Annotated in this window: 19 protein-coding genes; 8 read left to right on the forward strand and 11 right to left on the reverse strand. The window is 45.6% G+C overall.

Features of this window, described 5'->3' with window-relative positions:
- Positions 1 to 52: 52 nt before the first annotated feature.
- From FO446_RS18370 to FO446_RS18385, 4 genes are all read right to left on the reverse strand, one after another.
- Positions 53 to 844, reverse strand: a complete 792-nt coding sequence (locus tag FO446_RS18370; RefSeq protein ID WP_173608176.1) for a DUF4247 domain-containing protein — start codon at positions 842 to 844, stop codon at positions 53 to 55.
- Between the two features lie 17 nt (positions 845 to 861).
- Positions 862 to 1368: a DUF4178 domain-containing protein gene (locus tag FO446_RS18375; protein WP_173608177.1), complete on the reverse strand. Its 507-nt coding sequence runs from the start codon at positions 1366 to 1368 to the stop codon at positions 862 to 864.
- Between the two features lie 25 nt (positions 1369 to 1393).
- Positions 1394 to 1798 (reverse strand): DUF350 domain-containing protein, encoded by a 405-nt coding sequence (locus FO446_RS18380; RefSeq protein WP_016740756.1) that lies wholly within the window; start codon positions 1796 to 1798, stop codon positions 1394 to 1396.
- A 66-nt stretch (positions 1799 to 1864) separates the two neighbouring features.
- Positions 1865 to 2530, reverse strand: coding sequence for a PspA/IM30 family protein (locus tag FO446_RS18385; RefSeq protein ID WP_173608178.1), 666 nt, complete (start codon positions 2528 to 2530; stop codon positions 1865 to 1867).
- 345 nt (positions 2531 to 2875) lie between these two features.
- On the opposite strand from FO446_RS18385, the gene FO446_RS18390 reads away from it, so the two are divergent.
- Positions 2876 to 3664 (forward strand): nucleotidyltransferase domain-containing protein, encoded by a 789-nt coding sequence (locus FO446_RS18390; protein ID WP_173608179.1) that lies wholly within the window; start codon positions 2876 to 2878, stop codon positions 3662 to 3664.
- Positions 3665 to 3950: 286 nt separating this feature from the next.
- Here FO446_RS18390 and FO446_RS18395 read toward each other — a convergent pair whose 3' ends face one another.
- From FO446_RS18395 to FO446_RS18410, 4 genes are all read right to left on the reverse strand, one after another.
- Entirely contained in the window at positions 3951 to 5147 is a 1197-nt protein-coding gene (locus tag FO446_RS18395) for an MFS transporter (protein WP_237898721.1), read from the reverse strand.
- Between the two features lie 11 nt (positions 5148 to 5158).
- Positions 5159 to 6049, reverse strand: a complete 891-nt coding sequence (locus tag FO446_RS18400; RefSeq protein WP_237898723.1) for a GNAT family N-acetyltransferase — start codon at positions 6047 to 6049, stop codon at positions 5159 to 5161.
- A gap of 811 nt (positions 6050 to 6860) precedes the next feature.
- Positions 6861 to 9116 carry a type IA DNA topoisomerase gene (locus FO446_RS18405; protein ID WP_173608182.1) on the reverse strand — a complete coding sequence of 752 codons (2256 nt, stop codon included), beginning with the start codon at positions 9114 to 9116 and terminating at the stop codon, positions 6861 to 6863.
- Between the two features lie 82 nt (positions 9117 to 9198).
- Complete coding sequence (locus FO446_RS18410; protein ID WP_237898725.1) at positions 9199 to 10332, reverse strand: DUF2515 domain-containing protein; 1134 nt, start codon at positions 10330 to 10332, stop codon at positions 9199 to 9201.
- On the opposite strand from FO446_RS18410, the gene shc reads away from it, so the two are divergent.
- The gene (shc, locus tag FO446_RS18415) at positions 10305 to 12287 is read left to right on the forward strand and encodes a squalene--hopene cyclase (protein ID WP_237898728.1); all 1983 of its coding nucleotides are present in this window, start codon (positions 10305 to 10307) and stop codon (positions 12285 to 12287) included. The two genes, FO446_RS18410 and shc, sit on opposite strands and share 28 nt — an antisense overlap.
- 9 nt (positions 12288 to 12296) lie before the next feature.
- On the opposite strand, the gene FO446_RS18420 is transcribed toward shc, so the two are convergent.
- Complete coding sequence (locus FO446_RS18420; protein ID WP_173608185.1) at positions 12297 to 12494, reverse strand: hypothetical protein; 198 nt, start codon at positions 12492 to 12494, stop codon at positions 12297 to 12299.
- Positions 12495 to 12641: 147 nt separating this feature from the next.
- On the opposite strand from FO446_RS18420, the gene FO446_RS18425 reads away from it, so the two are divergent.
- The 6 genes from FO446_RS18425 to FO446_RS18450 are packed head-to-tail and all read left to right on the forward strand — an operon-like array spanning position 12642 to position 14608.
- Positions 12642 to 12893 (forward strand): spore germination protein, encoded by a 252-nt coding sequence (locus tag FO446_RS18425; protein WP_173608186.1) that lies wholly within the window; start codon positions 12642 to 12644, stop codon positions 12891 to 12893.
- Positions 12890 to 13132 carry a spore germination protein GerPB gene (locus tag FO446_RS18430; RefSeq protein ID WP_173608187.1) on the forward strand — a complete coding sequence of 81 codons (243 nt, stop codon included), beginning with the start codon at positions 12890 to 12892 and terminating at the stop codon, positions 13130 to 13132. The genes FO446_RS18425 and FO446_RS18430 overlap by 4 nt, the downstream gene beginning before the upstream one ends.
- A gap of 47 nt (positions 13133 to 13179) precedes the next feature.
- Positions 13180 to 13794 carry a spore germination protein GerPC gene (locus FO446_RS18435; RefSeq protein ID WP_173608188.1) on the forward strand — a complete coding sequence of 205 codons (615 nt, stop codon included), beginning with the start codon at positions 13180 to 13182 and terminating at the stop codon, positions 13792 to 13794.
- Entirely contained in the window at positions 13791 to 13982 is a 192-nt protein-coding gene (locus FO446_RS18440) for a spore gernimation protein (RefSeq protein ID WP_237898730.1), read from the forward strand. Before FO446_RS18435 ends, FO446_RS18440 begins: the two co-directional genes overlap by 4 nt.
- Before the next feature lie 14 nt (positions 13983 to 13996).
- Positions 13997 to 14389 (forward strand): spore germination protein GerPE, encoded by a 393-nt coding sequence (locus tag FO446_RS18445; RefSeq protein WP_173608190.1) that lies wholly within the window; start codon positions 13997 to 13999, stop codon positions 14387 to 14389.
- Positions 14390 to 14392: 3 nt separating this feature from the next.
- Positions 14393 to 14608, forward strand: coding sequence for a spore germination protein (locus tag FO446_RS18450; protein ID WP_007717765.1), 216 nt, complete (start codon positions 14393 to 14395; stop codon positions 14606 to 14608).
- Positions 14609 to 14693: 85 nt separating this feature from the next.
- Here FO446_RS18450 and ppsA read toward each other — a convergent pair whose 3' ends face one another.
- Positions 14694 to 17309: a phosphoenolpyruvate synthase gene (ppsA, locus tag FO446_RS18455; protein WP_237898733.1), complete on the reverse strand. Its 2616-nt coding sequence runs from the start codon at positions 17307 to 17309 to the stop codon at positions 14694 to 14696.
- Positions 17310 to 17519: 210 nt separating this feature from the next.
- Complete coding sequence (locus FO446_RS18460; protein ID WP_173608192.1) at positions 17520 to 18116, reverse strand: Hsp20/alpha crystallin family protein; 597 nt, start codon at positions 18114 to 18116, stop codon at positions 17520 to 17522.
- Positions 18117 to 18181 lie beyond the last annotated feature (65 nt).

Consider the following 18181-nt stretch of genomic DNA (forward strand, 5'->3'; position numbering starts at 1 on the left):
AACGAGCTATCAAAATCGTTTGGGGGTCTTCGTTTCTCTCTTGTTTTTACAGTTATCGGCGCTTGGTGATCCGCCCAGAACCCCCAACCTTCGTTCGTGGGGGCGATTTACTTTTCGGCGGGGAAAAGCTCGAACGTTTGGATGAAAAAGAGTCACTTGAATTCGACGATTGACTGCTGGAAGAACGAATAATCTTGCCTGAACTACCGCTAGAAGATGAATCCGCCTTCTTCTTGAAAAGGTTGCCGTCAGAACCTACCATACCATCCGCGTTCTTCGCATTACCCCGTTTGAAAATACTTCCCGTACCCTCTTTGGTAATTGGCGGCGCTACTTTTTTGTCCTCGATTGTAGGCACGCGATACGTACCGGAAGGCTTGTATATGTCCTTGCTAGAGTAGCCACGATAGCTACCCTTTGTACTTTTCTTAAGTCCGTCGAACAAATCATCCAGTACGCTGGCTACAATATATCCCTGCAAAAACGAAGAATCGTAGTTTTGCCGGACGTACTCTTTGCTGTCGACCTCGATCAACGTATCCGTCGGCTTGGCAGCGTCTTGCTGCAAATGGTAGATCTCGTCCGGATAAATGAGGAACATATGCTGCGAATCTTCTTTGGAGATTTCATCTGGCGAATTCTGCTCCGCCAGCTCCGAGGCTACTTCCGGTACAGTCTTGTTTTCCGCACGGTAGATGCGTGACGACTGTCCATTGTCCTTCGTAGAGACAGATTCAAGCGGATATGTCTCGCCAACTCCAGGGCTGCCACAACCCGCTAGCGTAAGGAGGAACAACGCCGGAATCAGTAGGAGCTTGATTGATTTCATCCATGGATTTGGCATGTACTTGTCCCTCCTCTCTATGTGCCGCGCAATACCTGCACGTCCGCTGGCAGAACACTTTCTCCCTCATAGAGCATGAAACGGCCATCCTGCCACTCGATCCGCAGCAATTGGCGTTGATCCGATTGGAATTGCCAAATGAACTGCTCCCCTGATGTGTGAAACGGCGCTTTTCCCACAGTCTGGATGGCGCCATTATATTGCTCCTCCAAATGGTAGGTGACATCGTCCATCTCGATTGTGGTCGGTACCTCGTCTATTGAATCCAGTCGTCCATCAATGACGCTATACAGATGATAAACGATCTTCTCCCGTTCCTCGATATACAGGTAGCGAATGGTCGTTCCATCCTGCAAGGTAAGCATCGTGGCTTTGCGACTCGCATTGCTCGCCTTCCCGATTACTTGATAGGTAACGAGCGATACATCGACCACATCACCCGGTCCCACCGTCAGGATACTCTTCTCCGGTGCAGGAGGCTCATGCTTGGCAAAAATGTTTTGGATTCGCTTCATCAAACTCATGCTGTACTCCCTTCCCTTTCACGTCTTACAGACATGCAGCCAAAATCAAGGCACCCACGAGATGGAATGAACCAGCCATCATGGCATGAGCCACCTTTCCTTCCTGCGTCCCTTTTTCCAGATCCAGTCCAGCTACTTGCTTTAACAGCCATTCCACGATTCTTTCCAAAAGGAATAAAATAATAAAGGAAACCACAGAAAAGAGCAGTGCTGTCCACAATGAGTTGGAGGTAATGATAGATTGCGATAAGATGTATCCTTGCGCAAACAGCTTCATGACAAAACGCGTCGTGACCGCGATGTTTCCATTTTTGATTTCCGTGATGTCCTTGTATTTCGTAAACAACGAATCGATCCACATTAAAACAAAAAGTAAAATGCCGCCGGCTCCTGTCCAAACCAGCATCCCTAGTATTTCTGTCCACGTCAAAGCGAATCACTCCACTTCCGTCAAGGTGTTTAAGGTCTGAAAAAAAGGGAAACCGCCTGAAGCGGTTTACCCCTCATATTTTTTCAGCAGAGCAGCCAATTCGTCCTCAACGGCTTGATCCTTATTCAGCTTCGCAATTTCATCATCCAAAGAGCTCTGTTTTTTGTAAATCTCGCCGCTCGCTTCTGCTTCTGCTTCCATTTGCAGTGCTTTTTCTTCCATGCGTTTCAAGCCTGACATAGCCGAGTTCGTGTCGAAGCTACCCATCGCTTGGTTGATCGTCTTTTGCGCTTTTGCTGCATTTACGCGAGCAACTAATGTTTCGCGCTTGTTTTTCAGCTCGGTTATCTGTTTTTTCATCTCAGCCAGCTTCTCGCGCAATCCGTCGGCTGCCAACTTGTTTTTCTCGTAGCTTTCCTTGTATTCGTTCATTTTTTGCTCGGCAGCTTTCTTTTCTTCCAGAGCCCGTCGAGCCAGATCAATGTTCTGTGCTTGTGCTGCAATGTGAGCTTGCTCATCACGCTTTTTCACCAAGGCTTCCTGTTCTTCATACAGCACCTTGAATTTCTTTTCCAAAGCAATTTGAGCGGCAACCGCTTTCTCTGCTTCACTCAAGTCTTCTTGCATATCACGCAAATACTGGTCTGTCATTTTGATTGGATCTTCTGCTTTCTCAATCAAAGCATACAAATTAGACATGGTCAAATCACGCAGTCTTTTAAAAATGGACATGGATTATTCCTCCTTAAAGTACGTGCTAGGTAGTTCGGCCTGAATTAGCCGTCCCCGTTATACATGTATTTACGATAGTTACGCAAGTAAGTTTCAACAATTTATTTTTTATTTGGCTCACCTTTACTTTTCGTAGAGCGCAACCTGTATTTCATTTCAAAAACGCATCTAGTGTTCCATCCTGACGCTCAAGCTTCATTCTACCTGTTTTGCCTTTTTCAATGTACTCGTCCGATAGTGCGATGTGTTGCTATATTGACCTACATACCCTTGACTACCACTAATTGTAAATGTTATTTTTAAATAATACCCATTTTATGGGTCACTTTATAAGGAGTGCTTCGCATGAAGTTACCTTTACATGATCGATTCATTCAGCAAGCGATTAAGTATGTAAGTCAAGATCAACGACTTATAGGTCTCCTCGCAGGCGGATCTATGATGTACGGAGAAATGGATGAGTATAGTGATCTGGATTTAATAATCGTCTACAATTATGCTTTTCGAAATGAGATCATGGAACAACGCTTCCTAATTGCCGAAAGACTCGGTCATTTACTTTCTGCATTCACAGGCGAGCATGTCGGGGAACCGAGATTGCTTATTTGTTTATATGGCCCAGCCCCTCTTCATGTCGACCTCAAATTTGTTCAACTGGAAGAGCTCGAATCCCGAGTCGAGAACCCACTGATTCTTTGGGAGAGCGGTTCTGGTATTGCAACGATACTCAGTAAAACAAGTCCCTCTCTCCCTTTCCCTCATCCTCAATGGATCGAAGATCGCTTCTGGGTATGGGTGCATTACTGCGCCACAAAATTAGGGAGAGGCGAATTATTCGAATTAATCGATACGCTAACTTTTATGCGCAATGCAGTATTAGGGCCGTTGGTACTCATTCGCAACGGTCATTCCCCGAGAGGGGTTCGAAAGCTCGAGAAATACGCTCTCAAGGAACTGGAGGAACTAAAAGGAACGATTCCCATCCACAGCTTTGAAAGTTGCTACCACGCGCTAAAAAATACGATCAAGATGTACCAACAACTACGACAAGGTTCTGAAATTGAACCTAGGAAGGACGCAGAACGCGTCTCAATCGAGTTTCTTGACGGTATATTTTCAGGAAAATCCCACTAGTAACTTGTTCAACGAACTGGTTCGAAATATGGATTAACCCCTCCCTAACCTAGTGAAGCTAATAGTAACTAGCCTTGGGAGGGGTTTATTTTTATGAAAATGACTGATCTCTGGCTTCCATTCACCTGTTCAACGACAGCACGGATGTGGAGAAATTTATTGAACTACTCCCGGATCGTCCATCTCAGATGTAGAAGAAAATGGCTATCCATGCTAGCTCAGTTTTTTTACCAGCCGCGGCATCGGATAGCCATTTTTTGTGGGGCTCTTCAAAGGTATGCTCAGATCATAGCGTAGCCGTATCCTTTTCTTTGCGTAAGAAAACCAAAGGTAGAACGATTAGAACGACAGAGATCAGTGTACATAGAATAGGGTAGCCAACATCTTCTGCGAGCTTTCCGAAAAAAGGAACCAGAACCGCCAAGATGATCGTCTTAATCATGGATGAATAAGAAAGTAGCGTACTGCGTGAATTCCCCGAGATTCGCTGATTCGTCATATTGATTAAGACAGGCTCGATGATGGAGTAAAAGAAGCTGATGAGAATCATACAGATGATCCCGGATAGTTCAGGCAACAACGGAAGCATGAAAATACTCAAAGCCATCATGACGGTGAACAAGATAACCGTTGCTGTCTCTCCCAATCGTTTCTCCATGTGATAGGAGACGACTGAACCAAGAATACTTGTGCTTTGTATGAAAATAAATACAATGCCAAGCCATTCGATAGTCATTCCTTTCTCATGTAGGAAAGGTGAAACAAATAAAAACGTAAAGCAAAAAGCGGGAACAGCCAGAATAGCAGAATAGAGCAGTACATTGCGCAAGCTCTTTCTCTTCCATACCTTTCTTGAGGTACTGAAAACGAAGTGGATGAGAGGTTCGTGTTCTTTGTTTGTTCCCACCCCCGATTGTTTCGGTTCTTTGATGAAAGAGGCAACACACCCGGCAACAAAGGAGAGAATCCCACAAATAATAAACGGTAAACCAAGCGAGTAGGTAGCTAACCACCCGCCAATGATTCCGGCAGACGCAGTGGCAATACGCATTATTGCCAATTGATAGCTCACCGCTTTGGAAAATAGATTTTCTTTACCTTTCTCGTGTAGATAATCATAGAGGAGTGCCTGGTCAGCTCCAGAAATAAAGCTCCCTCCCACGCTCCATACGATTTGCAGCAAGCAAAGAATCGGGAACCAGCCTGTGTATGCGTAGAGGATCATGGCAGGAGCCATTAATAAGACTCCTATCACAAGAGAACGGGTGCGACCGAAACGATCTGCAAGGATTCCAGCCGGTACCTCAGCCAAAGCGGCAGCTACCCAACCAAATCCCTCTACCATTCCGATTGTGGCCAGACTTAGGCCTCGTACCTGCTGTAAATACAGCACATAGATGGGAAGCCACAAATGAAATTTCGTAAAAAAGGAATAGATGAAAATCATAAGCATATTGGAATCTAGCAAAGCATGATTTTTCATTCAATCAAGCCTCACCCGACATAATAGTCGTAGACTGAGACGACTTCAAATCCTGTAGATTGATAGAGTGACAAGGCGTTTTGATTATCGACAGCCACTTCTAGGCTAATTCCTCCTATGTGTTCTCTTTGATTCAAGATTTCCACTGTCTGAGAGAGGATTTTTCTACCCAGCCCTTTTCCTTGGAGCCCTTTTTTTACGCAAAATCCTGAGATGAAAAACTCGTTATCCTCTTCGCTTACGGTAATCATCCCGACTGGTTCAGACTCATAATGAGCCAGATACGTTTGGAAGGATGGCTCTGACAAATTGCGTGTAACTAGCGCAGTCATGAGATCAGTTGTATCCTCAAAACCGCTTACGCCAATCTCTACCAGTGTCTGAAAATCATTCGTGGTGGCTGGGAAAAGCTGTAGACAGTTATCTGATTCCACAGCAGTTACGTGCGCTGTAGCGGAGTAATCCAGCTTGTATTCAGAGAATTGATAAGTGGCCGCTACGCCTTCTGCAAAAGAACTGGCTTCCTTGGACTTGCGATTGCTGACGAGTAAAATTTGCGTTACCTCACGCTTTTCACATTCAGCTTTTGCTTGTTCATACAGAGCGCGGAAGATTCCTTTGCGTCGATAGTCTGGATGAACCATTCCGCTGATCTCCACTTCTTTCGGACTGACGATCGCATACATACCGAGGAATCCAACCAGTTGCCCATCTTGGACGTACAGAAAATCATTCGTTTGTTCAGGTTGGCGGTTTTGGAGCATCGATACGTTCAGGTTGACGGATAAATCAAATTCATCGTATGCTTCGCATATTTTTGCCAAATGGACAATCTGTTTCAACCACTCTTCCGAAAGCCCTTTTGCTATTACAAGTCCTGCACCGTTGTTAATTGTACTCATCGTCTCAACCTCCAATTAGTATGTGAGTAGAAAAAAGCCGTGGAGCTTTCAATCCCCACGGCAGTAGATAGCAAAAAAAACGTGGGGATATTCGATCCCCACGGCGTCAAACATAAACAAACTTGGCTACACCAAGCCTTTGACGCGTACATCGTTGCCATACAAAAAAACACGGGTAATCCCCGTGTTTTAGGCACAGCTAAGAGAACCTGCTAGATAAACTAGGAGGATTTCACGTACGCCAGATGGGGAAATGGAATATGATTGCATACTGAAATAGAACTCATGTATGTCATTGTCATGTTCCCCACCTCCATTATTTTTACAAAATCAATAACTACCTTCAACTATACGTGAAGTACCGAAGTCTTACAATTGTTTTTTTCAACGTGTAAGAAAGTTTAAGTCCTTCACCATGTTAAGGCAATCTTGCTTGAACTTTTTGGATCGCACAAACCTTCTGCTAAAACGCGGTCGTCCTCGTTGAAAAGTCCTCGATAAAGTTTTTTACCCTTGCTTTCAAGATCCCTAGTTCCCGCATTCTTCGCCGTTAGCCATTGATCTGCCCACAGACCTGATCAATTGTGTTTCTATTAATGGATATCCAGTCGGTGAAGGCCATCACTCCAAAGAATTATTGCCGGCACCCCCTAATGACTGCTTGCAGTCCACAGCATCGCTAGTGATGCGAGATCTTCTTTTGTCCCAACCAGCCTAAACATGGTTTCCACAGGTAGGGGGTGAACAGTTTTAGCGACGGGATGAGATCTATTTTGAATGAACAAATTGTTGATTTACGTGTCACAAAAAATTACTGTTCGAAAGTAAGTTCGCCCGATTCTACGCTTTTCAAAATCAGTTTTGCTTGAAATGGTGTTCCATCCTGACGTTCAAGCTTCATTTTACCCGTTTTGCCTTTTTCAATGAGTGATTTAATCTGTGTATCCGTCAGCATACGCCCGTAATTCTCTTTCCATATGACGAATTTACAGCCCACGTTGTAATTCGAACAACCGTAACCTTTGCGTCCCATGAAAATGGAGCCTCCACACCCCGGTCGTGGACATTTGGTGATGATACTGGAAGTAGTACTAGCGGTCTTAGCTGCTGTTCGAGTTGCAGTCTTTGTGGCATTCCTGCTACCTGAACTGCCTGTACTTCGCCCGCCAGCTCGTCCTCTTGTTTTCGAAGACCCTTTCTGCGTGGTACTCTCACTCTCAAATAAGGTCTTCTCAGCACGAGATTGCACGCGAACCTTTTCTACGATCATCGTAGCGAATTTCTTCACATTCTCCATAAATTGCCCGTCGGAAGCGGTCCCTCGGGAGATCTCATTTAAGCGGCGCTCCCAATGCCCCGTCATTTCAGGAGAGGTTAATAGTTCGATCCCTGCTCCCCTAATCAATTCGATAACGGTACGGCCTTTTAGCGTAAGTTGAATCCTTTTCCCCTGCATCTCAACGTATCCGACCTTTTTCAGCCGTTCGATAGTTGCGGCACGAGTTGCCGGGGTTCCCAGACCAGATTCTTTCATCGCATCACGCAGTTCTTCGTCCTCGATTTGCTTGCCTGCGCTTTCCATGGCTTTTAGAAGCGTTCCTTCCGTATAATGCTTGGGCGGCTGTGTTTCTTTCTCCTTTGCTATGGCGTCCGAGCATAATACGCTGGCATCAGGTTGAATGATAAAAGGCTCGTTAACTTCAATCTCTTCCTTATCCTCTTCTTCTTTGGCCGCACCTTTTACATTCTTGGGCTTTTCCTTCTGCTGGTCAGCATAAATAATCTTCCAACCGAGACTTTTCCGTTCTTTCACCGATGTTTTGAAAAATTCATTTTCGACATCGGTTACGACTGTATGCATCTTATATTCCGCTGGCGGATAAAACTGTGACAGAAAGCGACGAACGATCAAATCGTATAATTTCTGCTCATCTGGCGTTAACCCTGAAGCCTTGCGATTTGTCGGCAGGATAGCGTGGTGGTCGTCTACTTTTGCTGGATTGCATATAAATTTGTTGCCTTTATGAACCAAACTACGGTTTGCACCCTTTACCAGATCGTCATACCCAGTGCCTTGCAGGGACGACAAGGTGTTGTGCATTTCGGGAATATTTTGCTCCGTCACATAGTTGGAATTCGTCCGCGGATAAGAAATCACCTTGTGTTTTTCATAGAGTGCCTGTGCTACATCCAAGGTTTTCTTGGCGGAAAAACCGTACTTGCCATTGGCCTCACGTTGCAGCAATGTCAGGTCGTACAGCTTGAATGGGTACTCCTTGGTATCCTTTACTTCGTAGGACGCGATCCGCCCTTGTTTTCCTTTCACTTTACGAGCCAACATTTCTGCTTTAGATGGATCGGTTAAGCGATCACCTTGCCAAATCCCCTTGTACGTCCTCTCCCCCTGCGAAAAATGCCCTTCTACTTGAAAAAACGTAACCGATGAGAAAGCTTCAATCTGTTTCTGTCGATCATAAATGAGAGCAAGGACAGGGGTCTGTACTCGTCCGACAGAAAGGAGCACGTTATGTTTGGTCGTAAATGCACGTGAGCCATTCATCCCGATTAGCCAATCGGCTTCACTACGAGCTTTTGCTGCCCTCGTTAAGTTTTCATAGGCTGCGGCATCCTTCATCTCCGCAAATCCTTTCCTGATCGTTTCAGGGGTCAAGTCCGAGATCCACAGTCTTTTAACGGGTTGACGCAATTTTAGATGTCGCTGAATGAGTGAAAAGATATGTTGACCTTCCCGCCCGGCATCGCATGCATTAATCAGCAGATTGCTTCGTTTGGCCAACTGCCCGATTATTTTTAGCTGATCGATTGTTTTCCGATTGGGCACTAATTTAAATGGCTCGGGAATGATAGGAAGATCATTGATATTCCACTTTTTATATTTTTGGTCGTACGCCTCCGGTTCCGCCAGTTCAATTAGGTGCCCGATTGCCCACGTAATAATGTATTTTTCACCTTCTAAATAGGTACGGTGATTTTTCGCTTTAGGATCTATTGCGGCAGCAATATTTCGTCCCATGTCAGGTTTCTCCGCAATAATTAATATCTTCAAATGGTTATCGCTCCTTCTAAAACTCTCTAAGCCTGTCGAGGTTCAGTCTAACGTTTTGGATTCCTCTCTATTTTACTACAAGTTAGCCAAGTATTCTCGCTCTGGCTGCGACAGCCCACTCGATTTTTGCCAACGCCTGGCAATACGCTTCACTCATCTCTGTTGCATCGGCTGTCTCCTCCGTTCGAGTCAACACACGCCATACATCGCCTTTGTTTTTGTACCAATCTAACTCCTTTGGCTGCTCATGGTTGACTGGTCTCCAAACTTGGCGCAGCGTTGGGGAAAATAGCCGCTTTGCCCCTGATCGCAGCTGACAGTTCATTAGTTTTACCTGATAAGGCTTGCCAGGAACTGTCTCATTCACATCGTGAAAAAGATGGGGCCAATAATCTTTTCGCGAACCTGTGTGTGGCTGATCCAATGCCCAAGCGTACGCTGCCTCCTGCCTATTTATTGCCCCAAACAGCAGACTGTACAGCCTTTTTCCCAAGCTGATTCTCTCTGGTAAGGAGGAAAAATGAAACACGCGCTCACCCGCGAGCTGCAAGGAGCTTCCCTGCTCATCAACCCTTTTTTGCTGAGGAAGCAAGATCATATTCAGTTGCAAAAGCTCCTGCAGGGCAAACGGGATTGTGCGGACAACAGAATTTTGATAGGCCGGGTCTTTCATAACCTGCTCTTCCAAGTAGTTTTGTTCATTGATGATCAAACCAATGGCGAGTATATATTTATCCGTTGTCTTCCAAAAATGATTCCAGATCGCCTGCATGAAAGTAGAGACGCCCAGATGAGGCAGTAAATAAAAAAGGTTGGTCTGTCGCCTGACACACTCTTCATACAGTAACAATTGAGGGTATGCATCGTGAAAAATCAGCCAGTTTCCCCGCTCCAAGAACGAAAAATAATCCTGCTGCTCTTTTGCTCGGAGCAAGCGAGGCAATAATTCTCCCCGCAAATCGGTCATACTCCATCCCGCATTACGTGATACGAGATGTGCCAATAGCGCCCAGTGAACTTGTGGATGTTTTTGATAAAACGACAAATAGGCGCGCGTTCTGTCTATGTTGTCGCGGTTGTGGGCGAGTGTCTCCTGTCTAATCCGCTCTACAGTCTTTTGATCTTGTTCTGGCAATAATGCTGTCGCCGTACGGACCTTCCCCAGATTTATGGCAAGCGGCAGACGTGATGCGTATTGGTACCACAACAACCCCATCGATGCTCTTCCCCCTCTCTTCCTCAGACGCCGTATTTTATCGGGAGGTGAATGAGTTGCGTGAAGTCCAGCAAGAAATCAACCGCATTCAAGCCTATTTGTTACAGCGCCAACAAGAGGATGGCACTTGGCGCTTTTGTCTGGAAAGCTCACCGATGACAGATTCTCACATGATCATCCTATTGCGCACACTGGGTATTCATGATGAGCGTTTGATGGAGAAGCTCACTGCTCACATCATATCTCTCCAACACGAGAATGGGGCATGGAAGCTGTATCCTGACGAGCATGATGGCCATCTGTCTACGACCATTGATTCGTATTACGCTCTGCTGTTATCAGGCAAATACACGAAGAACGAACCAAGAATGGCTCTGGCTCGCTCGTTTATTTTGGAAAAGGGTGGGCTGACACAAGCGAACATGCTCACCAAATTTGCTACAGCCTTGACAGGCCAATACCAGTGGCCCTCGCATTTTCTCGTTCCCGTCGAGATTGCTCTCTTGCACTCGAGCTTCCCTGTCAGCTTTTACGATTTTGTCGGGTACGCTCGTGTCCATCTTGCACCCATGATGATTGTGGCTGATCGCAAATATGTAAAAAAGCCTGACAATGCACCAGACTTGTCCGATCTATACGCAGATACGCCTATCTCACGCGGTCTATATCCGCATCGATTCCTGGAGAATTTCCTCAAGGAGGGCCAATCGTTCCTCGCCACCATCCACGATTCCTTGCAGCGGCTCCCCTTTTTACCCGGACAACTGCACAAGCTCGCCCTGCGGCGCCTGGAACAATACATCCTGGCGCGAATCGAGCCAGATGGTACTCTGTACAATTACTCGACCTCTACCTTTTTCATGATATTTGCGCTGCTCGCTCGGGGGTTTTCTCCGAAAGATCCGCTTATTCGAAAGGCGATGCAAGGGCTTACGAACAGTGTCTGCGATTACGAAAACGGCGCACACTTGCAGCTAGCTACATCAGCCGTCTGGGACACGGCGCTCTTGACTACTTCTCTGCAAAAAAGCGGACTCTCTACCACCCATCCCGCGATTCAAAAAGCAAACCGTTACCTTCTCCAGAAACAGCAGCATACGTACGGTGACTGGAAAATCCGCAATCCAAAAGGAAAGCCAGGCGGTTGGGGCTTTTCTGACTACAACACGATGAACCCGGATATTGATGATACGACGGCTGCTCTGCGCTCTCTACGCCTGCTCGCCCGTACGGATATGACAGCCGCTGCTGCTTGGAAACGCGGTCTCGAATGGCTATTATCCATGCAAAACGACGATGGAGGCTGGCCTGCTTTTGAACGAAATACAGATGCTGATTTCATTCGCCACCTGCCGATTGAAGGAGCTGATACCGTCAGTACAGATCCGTCCTCTGCCGATTTGACAGGGAGGACTTTGGAATTCCTCGGAAACGATGCCGGACGAACATTGACTGACCCACATGTAGAAAAAGGAGTCCGCTGGCTTCTCAAACATCAAGAGTCAGACGGCTCCTGGTATGGACGTTGGGGAATTGCTTACCTATACGGCACTTGGGCTGCCATTACCGGGCTAATGGCGGTTGGCTTTTCCCCTACTGATCCCGCCATCCAAAAAGCGGTTGCATGGCTGGTTGCCAACCAAAATCCCGACGGCGGCTGGGGAGAATCTTGCCAGAGTGACCAGAAAAAAACGTACATCCCCCTCGGAGTAAGCACTCCCTCGCAGACAGCATGGGCAATCGATGCACTGATAGCCGTATCATCCAAGCCGACGACAGAGCTGCAACGAGGGATTCACTATTTGCTCACTCACAATCAAGCAAATGACTGGACGACTCGCTACCCGACTGGCGGGGGACGCCCTGGCGGCACATACTTTGCCTATCACAGCTATCGTTGGATTTGGCCGTTGCTGGCTCTCAGCCACTATCAGACCAAATACACAAACACGTAAAAACCACCGCTACCCTCTTCGCAAACCAAGGTCTAACGCCTGGATAGGAACCTGGGGTGAATAAATCACGGCATGTAGCGGCGTATCAAATATAGAGTAGCAGGAAAGGACATCGGTGTCCCCAATCAGCACAATCGACGACTTAGTTACTCCACCAAAACTGAAATCACCGACGTCTATTTTTTTATTCGTCACCTTCATATTCATGGAACTTTTTCTCCTTTTCCTAAAACTCGCGCCCATCCATACATCGTATGCAACTCGCACTGGTTCGGTCGCAAAAACAGGTATGAACACCCAATGGCCTACGACATACAATACAGAGAGGATCTCTCCCAAAAGGATGTGCCGAACATGCCAGCATTCGTTGGAGTCATCAATGTAAACAACGTGGGCGGCGTTTTCAATGTCGGAGACGTCCGTAAAATCGCTCCTACCAGCTATGCCAAGACCTTCGCAGGTGGAGGATCATTCAATTCTGGTACAAATTTGTCATTTAAAATTCCACGTAGCGTCGTCTACGTCAATGAACAATCCGATAATGATATCCCGCTTTTTGTAGAAGAAACGAATGATTACCGGGCAAAGGGACGAGATTTCGCATGAACTTTTTTGTCACGCAGCATATCGTAATCAACTCACTTAAGATCGATGGCATTACCAACTCCTCTGTGTGCCAGATCGGAAGTGCTGGTATCATCAAGCCATTATCCAAGCTTTACAACACAGGGGAATTCACAGAACCAGCACCACCAGCGGGTCCACTTCCTCAAGCTGTTTCTGAGGAGTTCGTTCCACTTGTCCCGTTGGTAGAGCCGTCACGCATTACCCCGCGCATGCCCTAGCGGCGTCGCTAATTACGCTTTATGCTAGCTGAAGAAGGATGGTCGTCATGTACATGGGACACGAAATGATGCAATATATTCAACAGTTACATGACTATATACAATCGCAAAACAAAAAGATCGAAAATATGAGGCAGATGCTTGAACAACTGCAACAAGATGTCAATGACCTCAAAGAAAGGCAGATTCCTTCGGTCATTAGAAATGAATACAAATTCGACTTGCTCAAAGTTGAACGCCTCGAAGGGACTCTCAATATCGGATTAAATCCAAAAGGCAATGATTCTGGAATCGGTGATTTCTCCATTAATCAGTCGATGGACATCCCTGATCCTCCCCAAACCAGCGCTCCTCTTTTTGACCGTGTACAAAATGAGATTTATCAATATTTGGAGGGCGATGCCTACCTCGTTCTCGAAAAAATTGAAACAGAGTGCAATTACCCACTTGACCAAAATTATCGAGCATTTATTTTAGATGACATTAAAAAGCAGATTGACCAACGCATCAAGCATTACTTAAACGAGCTTCCTGCTGATGAACTAGAACCGGAGCATCTCGACATTTTCGTGCAAACAATCGTCCAAAAAGTCAAACGCGATATTGATAAAACATGCGAAACATTTGTAAAAAATTTGCCTCGTGAGGTGAACGAACCATGATGAGGTATCAGGTGATAAACGAAGTCATTTGTGTGAAGCGCGTCTCCATCGAAGCTCTCTCCTCTGCCGCTTCTTTATTTATCGGAGACACCAAGACGGTAAACCTCCGATCGATTTATGAAACACCGCCTGAAAAAATGATTGTAGGTGCCACTATTCCCGTTGATACGGCAATTCCTGCTTCGTAAGGAAGTGGGACACCATGTATCGGAGAACCAGCCATGTCCACAAAGTAGATGTCCTCTCAGTAGATGGCTCATCGGTTCTGCAAATAGGTGATTCCCAGTGCCTAGATGCTGTTTCCAATATTTTGGCGGTCCAGCGTGAAAAGGCCATCTTTTACGAAAACGAATTTATGTTCGAGAATTACTCTGCCTACTCCATTCCTTTAATCGCACCTAGCCTGACTGAACCGATCTGCATCGATACGTTCCATGACTGTCCTTATATTTTTGTTCGAAATGTGAGCGTCCCTTTCATAGCTGCTGCCTCTGTTGTCCACATCGGTTCAAACGAGTCCATTTCATTAGAAACACGTGTGGTAAACATTCGCCACCTGTTCCGCGAAGAACCACATACTGGGGAGAGGAGATAGCCTGTGCCTTCTGTCATTGGAGCTGTCAATATCAATAACAATTCAGGTACTGTTAACTTCGGAGACACCCTCAACATATCGCCAAAAACCGCCGCCAAGACATTCTCCGGTTCAGGAGGCGGCAACACAGGTAACGTCGTAAATACGCTCAATGGTGTCAACGCAACCAATACTTTGGACCCCAATGTCGTCGATCAACCGATGTTTGGGAACATCTAATCCTTGCAGTGTTAATGTTATTTCATTGACACTGTTTTTATTTTGGCTGAAAAACGAAACAAAAAGGAGGCACGAGGCCCCCTGACTACAATATTTCAATATACCCTTCTGTCCCATGCACGCGAATTCGTTGTCCGTCTTTTATCAGTGTTGTTGCATTTTCCACGCCGACAACTGCTGGTAAGCCATATTCACGCGCGATAACTGCTCCATGGGTCATCAGTCCACCAACTTCGGTGACTAGGCCTTTTATGGATACAAACAATGGTGTCCATCCTGGGTCAGTAAAGGCGGTGACTAATATATCTCCATCTTCTAGGTCAGCATCTTCCATGTTTAAGATGACGCGTGCTCGCCCCTCTATGACACCGGTTGAAACAGGTAGACCTACAAGCGCATTGGCTGGCAGATTTTCTCGCTTGTACTCACCAACAATAATTTCACCATCAGACGTAATGACACGTGGGGGAGTCAGTTTTTCAAAAAACTTGTACTCGTCTTTTCGTTTGCTGATGATCTGATCATCCAATTTGTTTGTGCGTACGACCTCATGAAGTTCTTCAAAAGTGAGATAGTATATATCGTCTTTTTCATGAATGACCTTTGTTTGTACGAGTCGTTCGGCTTCTTTCAGTAAAGCCTGCTTATAAACGAAGTAGCGATTCATCATGCTGTATTTTGGATATTCTCGATAGCCGATGAAATTCCGGATGAGGTCGATCATTTGTTTGGTTTCTTTCGCTTTTTGTTCACCATCAGGTAATTGCTTCAATCGCTCTACTAACTCTTGCTCTTTTTCCAAAGCTTCCTGTCGTCCTTGCTCGAATTTCCGCTTGCCAGCATTCGGCTCAAAGTTTTTGATGTTCCCTAGAATCATGGGGACAAGCATGATTGGTTTTTCACTCCAACGGGTTTTCGTTATATCGATTTCTCCGGAACATCGCATCCCGTATTTCGTGAGATACGCATAGATTGCGTCTCGCGTCTCCTGTCCACCTTCAAAGTGAACCAGTTCATTTAAAAAGTTATCATCTTTTACATGCTGTAAAAAATCAATGACTTCTGGATAAGGACGAACGACATCCGCAACATCCATGAGCGCCAGACCCATTTCCGAAGTAATATTATTTGACACAGATTGAGAAAGCGTGTCTGCTACGTTTTTTTCCCCTAACCACATGTTCATGTTTTCATTGATCCATTTTGAAGCATTCATAGCAGCCGTAATCACACCTATGTTTTGTGGATCAAATATAATCTTCTTTAATTGCTGGATGTCTTCTCGAATAAAATCAAATAAATCCGGTCCTGATTTCGTTTGGATGTTATGCTTTACCTCTTCGATCGATCTTTGACTGCGCTTAATCAAATCAGAAACAATTGCCGGATCATTTTCGAATTGTTCTTGAAAACCAAAAGCCGACATGCCTTTATTGCATTTACCGGGATTCTGTTCATTTTTATCATTAGGAGAAGATTGTATAAAACCGCCTCGCTCTAGGACGGTCATCAGTGCGTCTTTGATAAGCGGATCGGATTGTCCCAGGGTATCTAATATGGTTTGTCTGCTGTCAGGTGAAGCCAACATTTTTGTAACATCAACAAATAACCTTCCCCCCGCTTTGCTCATGGGTGCGGGAGTCATTAACAGGAAAAAAGACAGTCCCAATGGTTTCATAGGGTCGGTCATCATTTGTTGATGGCCAACAGATACATAAACGTGATTTTCTTGATCATTCGCTTCAGGGATGGGATATAAAGTCGTGATTGGCCGGCTCTGGACAATATAAAAGGTGTCCTCAACCAAGCACCATTCGATATCTTGTGGGGAATCAAAATAAGCTTCGATCTGTCTTCCAATGCGTGCCAGTTGTAAAATTTGTTCATCTGCAAGTGTTTGCGTCTTTTGCTGATCGGGATCGATCTGCTGCGTCTCTGTTCCGCCTTCTTTTCGTCCATGGATAGCCAAATGTTTGGTTGCTATCCTCTTCTCGACGATTTCTTCTTCCAGCACTTTATAACAATCAGCAGATACCAGGCCAGAGACCAGTGCCTCTCCAAGCCCAAAACTGGCATCGATGGATAGCAACTTCCGGTTGGATGTAATGGGATCAGCGGTAAATAAAATCCCGGAAGCCTGTGGGAAAACCATCCTTTGAACGATAACGGATAAATAAACGTGACTATGGTCAAATCCATTTTGCATACGGTAGATGACCGCTCGATCTGTAAAGAGGGAAGCCCAGCATTTGCTGATGTGCTGCAAGATTGCTTCTTTTCCGATGATATTTAAATAGGTGTCTTGTTGACCTGCAAAAGAGGCATGTGGTAAATCTTCAGCAGTCGCACTTGAACGCACTGCATAAGCATGCTCCTCTCCAAACCGAGAGAGATAGTGAGTAACGGCTTTCACAACATCGGAAGGAATCTCTGCATCCATAATGATTTGTCGAATCTTCCTGCTGATTTCTCCAATTTGTTCTCGGTCTTGTACTTTTAGCATGGTGAGTCGATCCAACAAAGCATGATACACTTCGTTTTGTTCGACGGCCTTTTGATATCCCACTGTCGTCACACAAAACCCTTCTGGCACGTGTATTCCTTGTATTTTTGACAGTTCCCCTAAATGTAATCCTTTTCCGCCAACGAGATAAAGCTGCGTTTTTTCCATTTCCTGAAAACCGAGAACCAAAGAACTCATTTCAATATCTCCCCTATCCATTAAATTGAGAAAAAACATTTGACAAGAGTTCACCAGCATGGTACGATTAAAGTGTAGGATGCAATAACTTTGACTATATTGACAAAATCAGTCGTGATCTGATTATATCATCGCGTCTGTTACTGTGCAATAAAAAGAACCTGGTAGGAAGATCCAGGTTCTTTTTTCATTTTCCACTGCTACCTGCTTTTACAAGCTCGCCTTAAATGTGGTTTTTCGTTCGTTCGCAGCCCTGCCACGCATCAAATAAATTTCTAACACCCCGTCCTGATACTGAGCCCTCATCCCTTTTGAACTGACGGAAACCGGAAGAGCCAGCTTTCGATAAAAGGGGCCGTAGCTTCTCTCCCCTTGTGTACGAAGCCCCTTGTGCTCGCTTTCCTTGATAATCCCCTTAACCTCCAACCAACGTTGGTCGAAGAGGGTAATCTCCAGACTATCGCGATCGAAGCCCGGCAGTTCACAGGAAACAATGACCATTTCCTCTGATTGGAAGATATCCGAGACTGGGGAAAAATGCGAATCGTCTACCTGCACGAAACGCATCGGTTTTTCCTTCGTCTTTTTTTTCCCCTTTTTCACGGGTGGTACAGTTGGCGTGGCTGCGGCAGCCGTCTTTTGTGCTGCTTGCTTATTGAGCGTCGCGATATTCTCCCAAAAATTTGTATCCAGCACCTGTCCCATCTGGCTCAATGCTTTCCATGGATGATCTGGGTCAAAACCGAGCTTGGACAAACTTTCGGATGCTTTTTGCAACTGCTTCATGGTCTCTTGCAGATTTTTCATAACATACGCACTCCCCTTCCCAGCAGAGGCAAGACTGTCTATGTACGATAGAATATGTGCTTTTG

The organism is Brevibacillus brevis (assembly GCF_022026395.1).
GTDB lineage: Bacteria > Bacillota > Bacilli > Brevibacillales > Brevibacillaceae > Brevibacillus.